The sequence below is a fragment of the Paraburkholderia sp. genome, assembly GCF_004298475.1.
GTDB lineage: Bacteria > Pseudomonadota > Gammaproteobacteria > Burkholderiales > Burkholderiaceae > Paraburkholderia > Paraburkholderia denitrificans.
Map to the genome: position 1 here is coordinate 100,769 of NZ_SCRP01000006.1, position 14,293 is coordinate 115,061.

Annotated in this window: 14 protein-coding genes; all 14 read left to right on the forward strand. The window is 63.0% G+C overall.

All coding sequences use genetic code 11. The annotated features are described in order from the left end of the window. Positions 1 to 1,019: 1,019 nt before the first annotated feature. The 14 genes from EPN59_RS03225 to EPN59_RS03290 all read left to right on the forward strand — a co-directional run bounded on the left by EPN59_RS03225 (position 1,020) and on the right by EPN59_RS03290 (position 14,206). On the forward strand, positions 1,020 to 1,208 hold the full coding sequence (locus EPN59_RS03225; protein ID WP_293034140.1) for a Flp family type IVb pilin: 189 nt from the start codon (positions 1,020 to 1,022) through the stop codon (positions 1,206 to 1,208). A gap of 197 nt (positions 1,209 to 1,405) precedes the next feature. Further along, on the forward strand, positions 1,406 to 1,954 hold the full coding sequence (locus EPN59_RS03230; RefSeq protein ID WP_293034139.1) for a prepilin peptidase: 549 nt from the start codon (positions 1,406 to 1,408) through the stop codon (positions 1,952 to 1,954). 125 nt (positions 1,955 to 2,079) lie between these two features. Further along, positions 2,080 to 3,501: an ATP-binding protein gene (locus EPN59_RS03235; RefSeq protein WP_293034138.1), complete on the forward strand. Its 1,422-nt coding sequence runs from the start codon at positions 2,080 to 2,082 to the stop codon at positions 3,499 to 3,501. Positions 3,502 to 3,563: 62 nt separating this feature from the next. Continuing rightward, on the forward strand, positions 3,564 to 4,400 hold the full coding sequence (cpaB, locus tag EPN59_RS03240) for a Flp pilus assembly protein CpaB (protein WP_293034137.1): 837 nt from the start codon (positions 3,564 to 3,566) through the stop codon (positions 4,398 to 4,400). 97 nt (positions 4,401 to 4,497) lie between these two features. After that, complete coding sequence (locus EPN59_RS03245; protein ID WP_293034136.1) at positions 4,498 to 6,489, forward strand: type II and III secretion system protein family protein; 1,992 nt, start codon at positions 4,498 to 4,500, stop codon at positions 6,487 to 6,489. A 21-nt stretch (positions 6,490 to 6,510) separates the two neighbouring features. Next, positions 6,511 to 6,816 (forward strand): hypothetical protein, encoded by a 306-nt coding sequence (locus tag EPN59_RS03250; protein WP_293034135.1) that lies wholly within the window; start codon positions 6,511 to 6,513, stop codon positions 6,814 to 6,816. 24 nt (positions 6,817 to 6,840) lie between these two features. Then, entirely contained in the window at positions 6,841 to 8,115 is a 1,275-nt protein-coding gene (locus EPN59_RS03255) for a pilus assembly protein TadG-related protein (RefSeq protein ID WP_293034134.1), read from the forward strand. A gap of 10 nt (positions 8,116 to 8,125) precedes the next feature. Then, on the forward strand, positions 8,126 to 8,614 hold the full coding sequence (locus EPN59_RS03260) for a TadE/TadG family type IV pilus assembly protein (protein WP_293034133.1): 489 nt from the start codon (positions 8,126 to 8,128) through the stop codon (positions 8,612 to 8,614). Further along, positions 8,611 to 9,075 carry a TadE family protein gene (locus EPN59_RS03265; protein WP_293034132.1) on the forward strand — a complete coding sequence of 155 codons (465 nt, stop codon included), beginning with the start codon at positions 8,611 to 8,613 and terminating at the stop codon, positions 9,073 to 9,075. Before EPN59_RS03260 ends, EPN59_RS03265 begins: the two co-directional genes overlap by 4 nt. A 27-nt stretch (positions 9,076 to 9,102) precedes the next feature. Then, positions 9,103 to 10,281, forward strand: coding sequence for an AAA family ATPase (locus tag EPN59_RS03270; protein ID WP_293034131.1), 1,179 nt, complete (start codon positions 9,103 to 9,105; stop codon positions 10,279 to 10,281). Between the two features lie 17 nt (positions 10,282 to 10,298). Then, the gene (locus EPN59_RS03275) at positions 10,299 to 11,666 is read left to right on the forward strand and encodes a CpaF family protein (protein WP_293034130.1); all 1,368 of its coding nucleotides are present in this window, start codon (positions 10,299 to 10,301) and stop codon (positions 11,664 to 11,666) included. Between the two features lie 75 nt (positions 11,667 to 11,741). Next, positions 11,742 to 12,719 (forward strand): type II secretion system F family protein, encoded by a 978-nt coding sequence (locus tag EPN59_RS03280; protein ID WP_293034129.1) that lies wholly within the window; start codon positions 11,742 to 11,744, stop codon positions 12,717 to 12,719. A 27-nt stretch (positions 12,720 to 12,746) separates the two neighbouring features. Then, positions 12,747 to 13,727 (forward strand): type II secretion system F family protein, encoded by a 981-nt coding sequence (locus EPN59_RS03285; RefSeq protein WP_293034128.1) that lies wholly within the window; start codon positions 12,747 to 12,749, stop codon positions 13,725 to 13,727. A 14-nt stretch (positions 13,728 to 13,741) separates the two neighbouring features. Further along, complete coding sequence (locus EPN59_RS03290; protein WP_293034127.1) at positions 13,742 to 14,206, forward strand: MarR family transcriptional regulator; 465 nt, start codon at positions 13,742 to 13,744, stop codon at positions 14,204 to 14,206. The last annotated feature ends 87 nt before the right edge of the window (positions 14,207 to 14,293 follow it).

Here is a 14,293-nt window from a genome sequence, read left to right on the forward strand (position 1 = left end):
TTCCCCTTCACGGTAACCCCGTCTTGCACCGGTACAAGACGTTCGCGACAGCAAACGTTTGTGCGTCCGGAATGCCCGTCGACAGGGCGATTCGGCTCGCCCGAACGCTTTGTTGGCCTGAAGGAAAATTATTTCTGAAAGCTCGATGACGGCTCCGGTTGTATTGCCGCACAAGACCGCATCGCGTGTCTGATTCACCGTTCTGGACAGCGAGGCTGTATCAGAGGTGAAACAAAACAGAATCCGCAGCGGCCGGCTGGCAAGGCCCGCGCGTGTCACATGCGGTCTGTGTGTTTCTTCACACAATGCCCCTGATTCTCTTGTGCGATGCAGGGATTTCGTCTGCATACGTGCGCTTGCTTACCCAAATATTCGCGTCGCCAAAATACCTGACGACTGGAGCGTCCCTGTTTGATTTCAATGCTTTAGCCGCCCGAACGAACGTCTTCCGTGACGCGCGCCGGGCTCTTCCTGTCGTCAAGCCGTTCCGAAGCGCTTCCATGGCTTTTCTGGCGACTTCATGGACTCGTGTTCAGCAGTGAAACATTCTGTGTGTGACCCGATTGCCGGGATCCTTTACTTCGCCAAACAAATCAATCCCATCAAGCCTCCCAGGCGTGTTGGCACGCTAGTCGCTTAGTAGCACGCGCAACGGTGACGTGCAGCCTGCGCAGTGATCAGGCGACGTGTCACGGTTTCCGGCATCGCAGGACTGCTGACGGGGAATCAATCCTCGATGCCGAAAGACTTCAGCCTCTGACCTGTCGGTCATGGAAGTCGGTGCTGAAGGGCAGGGAGCAGCGATTACGGCCTCGGCGGTTATCGACGTTCCCGCAGTGGTGGCGTAGGGGAAAGGAAGGTACGCGGCGCATCACTCAGGGGCGATACGTCTCAGTGCCGATCCTCTTAGCCAGGCTAATCCGGGCCGTGCAGTGCGAGGCCCTTTAACCGATGCTCGGTCCCGCAGCGGGCATGTTTCAGTACTTGAGTTCAAAACTTCATTTTCAAGGAGCTTAAAAATGCAAAAGACTCTCGACCTGGTTCGTGCCTTTGCCCGTGAAGAAGATGGCGTGACGGCAATCGAATACGGCCTGCTGGCTGCGCTGATCGCAGTGGCGATCATCCTGGGCGCTACGGCTGTCGGTAGCAACCTCAATACGTTGTTCAACAACATTGGGACCAAGCTGAAGAATGTCACCGTGAACTAGGCGGCGCACCAGGCAAGGCGGAGCTGCCGGGTCTTTGCCCTGTGCAGCTCCACGACCAGGCTGAACCGGTTTTTTTACCAATGTCGGTTACTGGTTCAGCGGCATCAAGATGCCTTAAGAAGCGAAAGAAGACTGCGATAACAAAGCGACCCGCTTTCTATCGAGGGTCGAACTAATTAGCACAACCGGGGAACGCCATGGACGCTTTCGCTTTTCCTGTCGGGGCATGTCTCTTGGGGCTGCTCGGAGCAGCCGCAGGCACGGATCTGCATGCGCGTCGCATTCCGAATGTTCTGGTGCTCACGGGTCTGGCGGTGGCGTTCGCGGTGCAGTGGGGACTGCACGGCGTGGGTGAGGGCAGCCAGCGCTGGATCTTGGGCCTGCTCACGGGAGGCGGCCTGTTCTTTCCGCTCTACCTGTTGCGCGGCATGGGGGCGGGCGACGTGAAGCTGATGGCGGCCGTGGGCGCTTTCGTCGGACCCGGGATGGCATTCGAAATCGCGCTGACGACCTGCGTCATTGGCGGTGTCTGGTCGCTGGCGGTGGTTGTCTTTAGGGGTAACGCCAGGGCCGCAGGCACCAACATTCTGGCAATCCTGCTCTCGCAGGGCGGTCAGTGCAGCAGGCTGTCCGGGAAAGAAAGCGGCGCCGTACTGCCTTCGGTCGGGTCGCTGCCTTATGGCGTCGCCATTGCACTGGGCACGTTGAGCATCATGATCCTGCGCGCCGGACAAGGCATCGTTTGATGGGCGGGAGCAGTCGCGCAAAAGATTCGCGCAAAAGATTCACGCAAAAGCAGAGGCCACGTCGAAGGGCAATAAAGGCAGCAAAAACACTTCGCGCGATGCGCGGTGACAATCGGGGGTACAACGTGAAAGACCAACAGCACACGGTGCCGCAGGCATCGGCCGACGTGACGCGCCTTCATGACGCCAGCCGCGCACGTAGCGACGGGGACGCGGCGGGCAAGCTGGCCCGCGCACCGCGCACCATCGAGGAAACCGGCCTCGACCAGAACTTCCTTCTCGAACTCGTTGCCAAGTCCGCATTCGTGATGGGCAAAGTGACACTTTCCCAGCTCGTGCAGCGGCTAAAGCTCTGCGCCAGCGTGCTCGACAGTGTCGTGTCGTTCGGCGTGCGGGAGCGGATTCTCGAAATTGTCCGGCGCGGCGCGAGCGACCTCGATGTCGAACTTCAATTGACGGAAGGCGGGCGTCAGCGCGCGGCCGACTTCATGAGCCGGTGCCGCTACGTCGGCCCGGCGCCGGTGTCGCTCGCGAGTTATGAAGCCGTCCTCGCGCGGCAATCCGTGCGGCAGATGCACGTGACACGCACGCAGGTGCGCGCGGCCTTTGCTGGGCTGACGGTCAGGACGTCGCTGCTCGACGACATTGGCGGCGCGGTCAACAGCGGCAAGCCGGTGATCTTCTTCGGCCCGCCGGGAAGCGGAAAAACTTCGCTTGCCGAACGACTGGGCAACCTGCTGCCGGGGCGCGTCGCGGTGCCCTATGCGATTGCCGTCGAAAACGAAGTGATCCAGATTTTCGACCCGCTGATCCACGAACCCTTTAACGTCGCTGCGCCGGATGGCGCGCAGGGGGCGCCCATCGACGCGCGCTGGCAAGTCTGCCGGCGGCCCACGGTGCTGTCGGGTGGCGAACTCACGCTCGATATGCTCGAGCTGCACTATGACGACGCGAGCGGGTTCTATCAGGCCCCGCCGCACGTGAAGGCCAACGGCGGTCTTTACGTGGTCGACGACCTGGGACGTCAGCGTGTCGAGCCGGCTGAACTGCTCAACCGCTGGATCGTGCCGTTCGATCGCGGCCGCGACATGCTCACCTTGCATACGGGCTTGCGCTTCTCGCTGCCGTTCGATGTCTGGGTTGCGTTCTCAAGCAACTTCTCGCCCGCGGATCTCGGCGATGAAGCGTTCTTCCGGCGTCTCGGCTGCAAGCTGTATGTCGGCGCGCTCGACGTCGCCGAGTACAGGGCCGTCTATGAGCGCCGCAGCGAAGAGCTGCGTGTCCCATCGGACGCCGATGCCTTCGAATACCTCGTTCATCACCTGCACATGACGTCCGGGCGTCCGCTGCTCGCCTGTTATCCGGGCGATCTTCTGCGCATCGTGCTGGCCAACGCCAGGTATCTGGACGAGCCGCCCGTCGCCAGTGCGCCGAACCTTCTGCGTGCGTGGAACAGCTATTTCGCGGTCGTCGGCGAGTACGAGGCGCCGCCGCCGCAACAGCAGGGCGCGTCGGAGCGGGCCGCAAAAAAATCAGCGGCCGGTTAATGGACCGGTTAAGCGGCCGGAAACCCTAGTCAGGAAACAGGTCAGGAATCAGGAGACGCATCATGAAGAACGTACGCGCCATAGTGATGTTGCTGGTTGCCGCGATAGCCGGGCTGGGTGCTGTCGCGGTGGCATCGCGCTGGCTGATCGACCGGTCGTCCGGCATGACGGCCAAGGTTGCCGTCGCGGACATCGACATCAATCTCGGTCAGCGGCTGAGCCCGGAATTCATCAAGATGGTCGACTGGCCATCGGGCAGCGTGCCGGCCGGCACTTTCAACGATGTCCAGAAACTCGACGGGCGGGTCATGAAAAACAGCGTGCTGCGCGGCGAGCCGATTCTCGAAGGCAAGCTGACGCCCGTCGGTACGCAAGGCGGCCTCTCGGCCGTGATCGCGCAGGGCGACCGGGCGATCACCGTGCGGGTGAACGACGTGATCGGCGTGGCGGGCTTTGCGCTGCCGGGCAACTACGTCGACATCATCGTCAGCACGCAGCAGGACAAAGGCGCCAAGGGTTCGAAGGACGAAAACATCTCGAAGATCGTGCTCGAGAAGATCCTGGTGCTGGCCGTCGCGCAGGAGGTCGGGCGCGACGAAACCAAGCCGAAGGTCGTCAACGCCGTCACGCTCGAAGTCACGCCCGAACAGGCAGAGAAGCTCGATTTGGCGCGCAGTGTCGGGACGCTGTCGCTCGTGCTTCGCAACCAGGTCGACACCGCCGAGCTTGCCACGCCCGGCGCGACGAAATTCACGCTGCTTGGTACGGAGGCTCCGGTGGCTGCCTCGGCGCCCGCCGCGCGTCCGGTGGTACGCACGCGCTATGTGGCACGTCGGGCTGCGCCGCGCGATTGCGTAGGTGTTCTATCGGGTGTGTTGGGCGGCGTGGAGTGTTTCTAGGCGCAGGCGGTCAGCCCGTGAGCGGGGCGTCCGGCATCGGGCGCCGGGACGACTGCACGGTGCGTTCGAAAGACATCGGGTAACGGGGGAATCAAAAATGAAGACGAAACAGGGGTTCTCGGGCGGCCGCCGGACGCGCCACCGCTCACTGGGCAGTACGGCGCTCGTTGCGGCGCTTTGCTTCGGCCTCGTGGCCGCTCAGACCAGCGAGGCGCAGGAGGCGATCGAAAACCCGATCCTGGCGGCGAAGCGCGGCCCGAAGCCGCCGTCGCCGGCCTTGCGCGGTGCGGCGCCGATGACCGTCGCGATGATGCCCGGCGCGGCGGCGATGAGCGGGCCCATTCCGTTGCGCGGCCCGAGCTGCACCGGGGAGATGCGCGCCGAAACCAACGTTGCCGTACCGGTCGGCAAATCGGTTCTCGTGCCGCTTCCCGAGCCCGCGCGCAATCGCACGCTCGGCAACCCGGTCGTCGCGCAGGCGGCGCTGGTGTCCCCGCAAACGCTCTACGTCGTCGGGATGACGGTCGGCACCACTAACATGATCGTGCAGGGCAAGAGCGGCGCCTGCACCATGATCGATGTGAGCGTCAATGTCGATGCCGAAGGGCTGCAGCAGGCGCTGCGGCAGGTGATGCCGGAAGAGCGCGGCATCCGCGTATCGTCGGCAGCCGGCAACCTGGTGCTGGCCGGGAGCGTGTCGAGCGCGCCCGCTGCACAACAGGTGATGCAGATGGCCCAGGCTTTCGCGGACTCGCAGCCTACGCAACAGCAGCAGGCGGCCTCGTCGAATTCGGGTAACGGGACGACAAGCACGAGCCAGCAGAGTACGAGCACCAGCAAATCGGCCACGGTGATCAACATGATGGTCGTCGATGCGCCGCAGCAGGTGATGCTCGAAGTCAAGGTGGCGGAGGTCTCGAAGACGCTGATCAACCAGCTGGGCGCGGCCGTGAATATTCAGGGCGGCTTCGGCTCGTGGACGGGGGCGCTGGTGAGCAGCCTGCTCCAGGGCGTGTCGAGCGCGTTTGCCTTCAGCAAGGCCAACAACCGCCCGTTGGCTCTCGCCGTCGATGCGCAGAAGACCGACAACCTGATCAAGATTCTTGCCGAACCGAACCTCGTGACGATCAGCGGCCAGGAAGCGACGTTCCTTTCGGGCGGCAAGATCTTCATTCCGATTCCGCAGAGCAGCGGCAACGGCGTGTCGAGCATCACGCTGCAGGAGGAAGAGTTCGGCGTCGGGCTGAGGTTCACGCCGACCGTGCTGGCCAATGGGCGGATCAACCTGAAGGTGGCGCCTGAAGTGTCCGAACTGTCTCCCACGGGCGTGACGGTCGCGTCCTCCGGCACGAACTCGGTTTCCATCCTGCCGCTCATCAACACGCGCCGCGCATCGACGGTCGTGCAGATGAACGATGGCGAGTCGTTTGCGATCGGCGGCCTGTTGAGCAACAACATTACGGGCGCGCTGAAGGCCGTTCCCGGTCTTGGCGAAGTGCCCGTTCTCGGCGCATTGCTGCGTAGCACATCGTTCCAGCGGGACATGACGGAGCTCGTATTCATCATCACGCCGCACCTCGTGAAGCCGATGCAGACCGCGAATTATCCGTTGCCGACGGACAGCTTCTCGCCGACGAACGATGCCGACGTGTATGCGACGGGCAACATGGAAGGCCGTCACGGCAGCAAGACCGTGACACCCGTCGGTACGCCGACGAACGCGCAGCCGGCGCAATCGCCTGCACCGATGCCTGCTCCGGCGCCTCAGGTACCCGTATCCCAGGCGCCCGCACCTCAGGTACCCGCACCTCAGGTACCCGCACCTCAGGCGCCGGTTGCGCCAACGGTGATGGCCGTGCCGCAGCCCGACGTGCATGTCGTATCAGAGGTGCCCCCGCAAGCTGGTTCGCAGGGGCCGACCGGGCCGTCGCCGGAGAGGTCGCCGTCCGCGCCGCCATCGGCACAGACGGCCGATAACGAAGCCGTCCGTATTGCGCGTATCGAAGCCGCCGCGAGCCGGATCGCAGCGGGCACAGGCCAGCAGGAAGTGGCGGCCGCAAGCGCATCGGGCCACGCGCTGGACCATTGATGTGATGCACAGGGGAATCTCATGAAACTCGAACTCGTCAATCTCGTGCGCCGTGCCGCCCTGGTCTTGTGCGCGTGCGCCTCGCTGAACGGATGCCTGTCCAGCACGCCGATCTGGGATGCGCACGTCGGCCAGGCACTCAAGGCCGTCACCCAGGCGCAGATCATCGATCCGGACGCCGGGCACACGCCCGACAAGCCGAGTATGGATGGCACGTCCGCCGTCACGGCCATGGACAGCTACGACAAGTCCTTCCGCTCGCCTACGCCGCCATCGAATGCATTCGTCATCGGCGTAGGCAGCGGAAGCGCGGTCGGCGGCCAGTAACCGGAACAGGCACAGGAGATCGTCATGCGTCGCGTCAATCATTCGGGTTCGTACGGTGCCGCTCGCCGGGGCGCGCGCGGCGTCGTGGCGATCATCGTCGCGCTCACGCTTGCGTTGCTGATTGCCTTCACAGGCCTCGCGCTCGATCTGGGCAAGCTGTATGTCGCGAAGAGCGAGCTGTCCAACGCCGCCGACGCCTGTGCGCTGGCCGCCGCGCGCGATCTGACCAAGGCGGTATCGCTTGCGACGCCCGAGGCGGCTGCCATGACGGTGGGGGCGAGCAACCGCGTGCTGCTGCAGGGTGAGAGCGTGGCGCTGGCAACCGACAGCAACGTCACGTTCAGCAAGCAGTTCGCGGGGCCTTACCTCACCAAGGACCAGTTCACGACGGCGGATGTGCCGGATATCGGATATGTGCGCTGCACGGTGAGCCGCACGCGCATCCCCAACTGGTTCATGCAGGTGGTCGACGCCACGCTGGGCACGTCGGCCGTCGCCGCGACGGCGGTTGCGTCGACCACGGAGTCGCAGACGACCTGCGCGCTGCCGGTCGCCATTTGCCAACCGCCGGCCGCGAGTCCGTATAGCGTTGGGCAGTGGGTGTCCAGCAAGGTCGATTCGAGCACCAACCAACTGAACGGCAGCTTCATGTGGGTTGCGTACCCCGGTCAGAATGTGCCCGACATGAGGACGCTTCTCACGGGCTCGGGCCAGTGCACGCTGCCATCGAAAGGAACCAATGTCGGCCAGACCGGCAACATCCAGAGCATGGCCGACGCGTGGAACACCCGTTTCGGTATCTACCATGGCCAATACAATCCGCCGCCGGATCCCGCCGGAATATCCGATTTCACCGGCTTCGCCTATTCGCCCGTGACTCAGCTCAACGGTTCGATTCCGACCGGCAATGTCTTCCCGGATTTCCGTGACAACCAGCGGCCGAACCACACGCCCTATCAGGGCGGCCCCTCGACTCCAGACAATCTCCTGGATGTCCAGGGCACGACCCAGGCGAGCACCTACTACGCGAGTGGCGCCGACCGGCGGCTGGCGCTGGTGCCGGTGGTCGACTGCTCGGTATTGCAAAGTCCTGTGCACCAGGCGCCGATCCTGTCATGGGCATGCATCCTGATGCTTCACCCGATGGAAAAAGGCGGGAGCAAGAGCGGGCTCAACGGCACCGTCTACCTGGAGTATCGCGGCGACGCGAGCGACCCGACGACGGTCTGCGCCACGCAAGGCATTCCGGGAAGCACGACGGCGGGCATCGGGCCGATGGTGCCCGTACTGGTCCAATAGGAGGTTCGTCATGCGCAGGCAAAGAAGGTCGCCCCGGAAGATGAAGGGCGCGGTCGCCGTCGAGTTCGCCTTTCTGGCGATGCCGCTCATCACGCTGCTGCTTGGCATCGCCGAGTTCGGCCACGCGTTCTATGAGTACAACACCATCGTCAAGTCGGTGCGCGACGGCGCGCGTCTGCTGTCGGCCTACGACCCGACCGATACCACCGACTATCCGATGGCGCAGGCAAAGTGTCTGGTCGCCTATGGCACGCCGGATTGTTCAGGACCGCCGCTCGTCCAGGGACTGACGGTCGATCAGGTGGTGGTGTGCGACCAGGTCAATACGGCCGGCTGCAGCGGACAGTTCAAGAACGTGCAGACCAACCCCGCTGCGGAGACGATCAATCTCGTGCAGGTGAAGGTGACGGGCTATCAGTACGCGCAGATCACCGGGTTCTTCAATCTCGGCGGTCTGATCTTCGGCGATATCAGCTGTGTGATGAGGCAGGTGCTATGAACCGACTCCGAATCCATCGTCGGCCGCCCGCACGACGTCAAAAAGGCGTAGCGGCGCTCGAGTTCGCGCTGATCGCATCGGTTTTCTTCACGCTGCTGATCGGCGTGATGGAAATGGGCCGCGTGCTCTTCTACTTCAACACGGCGGCGGAGGCGACGAGGCTGGGCGCGCGCGTGGCGGTCGTCTGCGATGTCAACAGTAGCCAGGCCACGACCAACCCGGTCGTCCGGGACATGCAGCGGATGCTGCCGATCCTGACCCCGGCCAATGTCTCGGTGGCGTACACGCCGTCGGGATGCGACGCCTCGTCGTGCACGGCAGTAACGGTGTCGGTCACCAACGTCACCGTCAATACGATGGTGCCGTTCGTGCCGTTCAATGTGACCTTGCCGCCGTTCTCGACGACCTTGCCGCGCGAAAGCCTGAACAGCGTGGGCGGCACCAATCCGAGCTGTGCGTAGACCATCGTTCATCATGGGAAGAATGAAATGATCGACATTCTCACGATTTCATCCGATCCGGCACGTGCGCATGCCGTTGCACGGATCGTCGAGACCGGTGAGTCCCGCCATCGCGTCAGGACTTCATCGGCACGTCTTGCGGATCTCTGCGCGAGCGATGAAGCGCTCGATGGCATCGACCTGCTGATTTTCGAAAGTTCGCAACCGATGCAGGAGGATTTCGATGCGCTCGCTACGATCGCGGCGAGGCATGCCGATTTGAGCTGCATCCTGCTCGCTCCGTCGCCGTCCGCGGACCTGCTGGTGCGCGCGATGCGTGCAGGCGTGAAGGACGTGCAGCCGTGGCCCGCGGACCCTCACGATCTGGGGCGTGCCGTCGAGCGCATCGCCGCGAAGTCGCGCGGCACGCGGCGCGACGGGCGGGTGATCTCGTTCGTTTCCTGCAAAGGCGGCAGCGGCACGTCGTTCCTCGCGGCCAATCTGGCGTTTGCGGCCTCGGCAGCGGGCAAGCGCGCGCTGCTGATCGACCTGAACCAGCAGTTCGGAGAAGCGGCGTTCCTCGTCTGCGAAGCCACGCCGCCCGCCACGCTCGCCGACGTCAGCGCGCAAATCGAGCGTCTCGATCCGGCGTTTCTCGAAGCGTGCCTGACGCACGTCAGCGAGAGCTTCGACGTGCTTGCCGGCGCGCTCGACCCGGGGCGAGCCAGGGACATCAAGCCGGAGCATCTGCAACGTATCCTGAACCTGGCGCGCCCGCTCTACGATCTCGTCATCTTCGATATCGGGCAGAGCATCAGCCATGTGTCGATCGCCGCGCTGGACCAGAGCGAATGCATCTTTGCCGTGCTGCAACTGAGCCTGCCGTATCTGCGGGCGGGCCGCCGGCTGATGGAAATCTTCCGTTCGCTCGGCTATCGCGGCGACCGGATTCGCGTGCTGGTGAACCGCTATGAAAAGAAGGGGCCCGTGGGATTGCCGGAACTGGAGAAAGCAATCGGCCTGCGCGCATCGAGCGTGATCCCTGAAGACGATGCTTCGGTATCCGCATCGATCAACCAGGGCGTGCCGATCCTGCGTCTCGCGAAATCGAGCGGCGTTGCGAAAGGATTGAACGATCTGATGCGCAGTCTCTCGCCGCAGCCTGTGATCGGGCGGACGCGCATCCTGCAGAAATTCTTCGCCCGTCCGGTGCTGAGCCGGGCCTGAAATCGAGGAGAACCAGAATGGCCGACGTAATGACACTCCGTGAGCAGTTTATTGATCTGCCCGACGCATCGGTTCACGATCAGGGCGCGCATCGCTCGAAAATGGCGCAACGGGCGTATCAGGAACTGAAGAAGAACGTCCATCAGTCGATCATCGATCGCGTCGAACTGGAGAAGCTGCAGCGTCTGTCGACTGAGCAGATCCAGCATGAACTGGCGCAACTGGTCGAGCGGATCATCGAAGAAGACAACGTGCCGATCAACGAGCTGGAGCGCAGGCAGCTCGTGCGCGACGTGCGCGACGAGATGCTCGGCTTCGGTCCGCTCGAACCGTTGCTTGCCGATCCGACCGTCTCGGACATCCTCGTCAACACGCACAAGCATGTGTACGTCGAGCGGCGCGGCAAGCTCGAACTGACTGACGTCACGTTCTACGACGACGCGCATCTGATGAAGGTGATCGAAAAGATCGTGTCGCGCGTCGGCCGCCGGATCGACGAATCGAATCCGATGGTGGATGCGCGCCTTCCCGATGGCTCGCGGATGAACGCGATCATTCCGCCGTCCGCCATCGACGGGCCATTGCTGTCGATTCGCCGTTTTTCGGTCAATCCGCTCGCGCCGAAAGACCTGATCGAGAATCAGAGCATGACGCCGCCGATGCTTCAGATGCTCGAAGCGATGTCGGCCGCGAAGATGAACGTGCTGATCTCGGGCGGAACGGGCAGCGGCAAGACGACGCTGCTCAACGTGCTGTCCGGATTCATCCCGGCGGACGAGCGGATCGTCACGATCGAGGACGCCGCCGAGCTTCAGTTGCGCCAGGAGCACGTGCTGCGTCTCGAAACGCGCCCGCCCAATATCGAAGGACGGGGCGAGATCACGCAGCGCGCACTGGTGCGCAATGCGCTGCGGATGCGGCCGGACCGCATCATCCTTGGCGAGGTGCGCGGCGCTGAGGCGCTCGACATGCTCCAGGCGATGAACACGGGCCACGAGGGATCGCTTGCAACGGTGCACGCGAATACGCCGCGCGATGCGCTAACGCGGCTCGAAAACATGATTGGCATGGCTGGGCTGAATCTGCCGCCGAAGTCGGCCCGCCATCAGATCACGTCGGCGATCAGCGTCATCATCCAGGTCGCGCGCTTGACGGACGGACGCAGAAAGATCACGAGCATTCAGGAAATCACCGGCATGGAAGGCGACGTCGTCAACCTGCAGGAGATTTTCACGTTCAGGCGCGCCGGCGTCGATCGGGAAGGCAAAGTATGCGGGCATTTTTGCGCCACCGGCGTGCGACCGAAATTCTCGGAGCGTCTCCAGGCGTTTGGCGTAGCCGTGCCCGATACGCTGTACGACCCGTCGAAGCATTACCCGGTGTGAGCCCCGCATGACGAACGCAGCGCGGAACCAGCAACGGGCGGCGGCCACGGCCATGTGCCTGCGAGGTATCTGAAAATGAACACGCTATTCTATGGATTCGTCATTCTGGTCTTCGTCTCGATCATCCTGCTGATCGAAGCCGGCTACTTCTGGTGGAAAAGCGGGCACAGCAGCGAGGCGAAGCGCCTGGAAAACCGCATCCGGATGATGTCCGCGGGCGGCCACGGCAACGATCGAGCCGGGTCGATTCTCAAGCAGCGCGAGCTCAGCTCGTCGCCGCTGATGTCCCGGCTGCTGCTGAAGGTGCCGCGCATTCATGCGCTCGACCGCTGGCTGGTTCAGTCGGGACTGAACTGGTCGGTCGGGAAGTTCGTGATGCTGATGGTCTGTCCGCCTGTCGTGATCGCGCTGCTTGGCAGGCTGGTCTACATTCCGGCTGCCGCGCTCGTCGTGCTGATGCTCATCGGGGCGCTGTATGCGCCGTTCAGGGTCAACCGCGCCATGAACAAGCGGCTCAAGCGGCTCGAGGAACAGTTGCCGGAGGCCGCCGACATGATGAGCCGCTCGCTGCGCGCAGGCCACTCGTTTGCGACGGCGCTCGGGATCGTCGGCGACGAAATGCCAGAGCCGATAGGCGGCGAGTTTCGTGCAGCGTTCGACGAGATCAATTTCGGCGTCCCGCTCAACCAGGCGCTTGGCGCGCTCGCGAGCCGCGTTCCGATCAGCGACTTGCGCTACTTCGTGATCGCCGTTCTGATCCAGCGCGAAAGCGGCGGCAACCTGGCCGAGATTCTCGGCAACATCAGTCAGCTCATCCGCAGCCGGCTCGCGCTGCTGGGCAAGGTGAAGGCGCTCTCGGCCGAGGGCAGGCTGTCGGCCTGGATACTCGGTCTCCTGCCTTTTGGATTGGGGATGGTCATCTCGCTCGTCAACCCGGGCTTCATGAAAGTGCTGTGGACCGATCCCGCGGGGCTCAAGATGGTCGGCGGCGCGGTGGTCCTGATGCTGTTCGGTTTCGTGTGGATGCGCAAGGTCATCCGGATTCACGTTTGAATATCTGAACGGAGATGGGCACGTCCCATGTCGACCATGAAAACAGAGCAGATCGTATTGCTGGCCATCGTGTTCATCATCGTTGTCCTGTTCAGCTTCGGTGTGATGGCGCTATTCATGCCCAATTCACTGAATCGCCGCCTCAAGACGTTGACGGACGGCGCTATTCCGCTGTCGGATACGAACGACCTCGACGTGCAATGGGCGAAGAAGATTGCGCAGGTGTCGGAGCCGATTGCGCGCCTGTCGATTCCCAAGGAAGGCTGGGAGAACTCCGCGTTACGCACGCGTTTCATGCATGCCGGGTGGCGCAGCGCGTCGGCGCCGGTGCTCTACTTCGCTGCGAAGACGGGGCTCGCGGTCGGGCTGCCGCTGGTCTGCGTGCTGGTGGCGGCGCTCTACATCGAGGCGGGCAACAATCATGGCCTCATCGCGATACTCGTCGTACTTTCGGCCATCGGGTATTACCTGCCGAACGTCGTGCTGTCACGCCGGGTACGGCACCGCCAGCAGACTATCTTCGAAGACTTTCCCGATGCACTGGATCTGCTCACGGTATGCGTGGAAGCGGGGCTCGGGCTGGACGCGGCATTGATGAAAGTGGCCGAAGAAATGCACATCAAGAGCCGGACCCTGAGCAACGAACTGCAGCTTCTGCTGCTGGAACTCCGGGCGGGACAGAGCAAGGAAACGGCACTCAAGAACCTCGCGTTGCGCACGGGCGTGGAAGATCTCGACGTGCTGGTGGCCATGCTGATTCAGGCCGAACGTTTCGGTACCAGCGTCGGCGACTCGTTGCGTGTGCATTCAGAGAATCTGCGCCTCAAGCGCAGGCTGCGCGCAGAAGAGGCGGCTGCAAAGATCGCCGTGAAACTGCTGTTCCCGCTGATCTTCTGCATCTTTCCCACGCTGATGCTGGTCCTGCTCGGTCCCGCCTTCATCCAGGTGCTTCGCGTGCTGCTACCGACGTTCGCCGGGCAGACGGGCGTCGCGGCGCCCCCCATGTAACGGCAGGAGCGGTCATGACAGATCCAGGAAAAAACGCGGAAGTCGTCAGGCTGCGGTTCATGCTGGGCGTCAAGCTGGCGGCCTTCAACCAGTTCGTGGCCGAACGACTCGGGCTGAGCATCACGGATCTCAAGTGCCTGGAAGTCGCCTGTTACGACGAGGTTCAACCTGTCACGCCGGGACGGTTATCGAAGCTCATGCGGTTATCGCCGAGCAGCATTACGACGTCGCTCAAACGCCTGGAAAAGGCAGGATTGATCAAACGGGAACCCGATCCTACCGACCGCAGGCGCGTTCTGTTGCGTTTCGTCTCCGGGCGTCGACCGCTGATCAATGTCTGTTACGAGCAGGTGAATCGCAGTCTGGCCGAATTCGACAGCAAACTGGACAGCAGCGAACGGGAGAGCATCAAGAAGTACCTTTCCGGACTCGTGCAGATCGTGGACGAATACCTGGAAGAGAACCAGACGGACTCGTAGCCGTCAACATTCACCACGAACGCCACCGGGAGCGCGGGCAGCCGCTTCACGAGCAGCACGAATTTCGCCTGGTACCCGGGCGCGTCG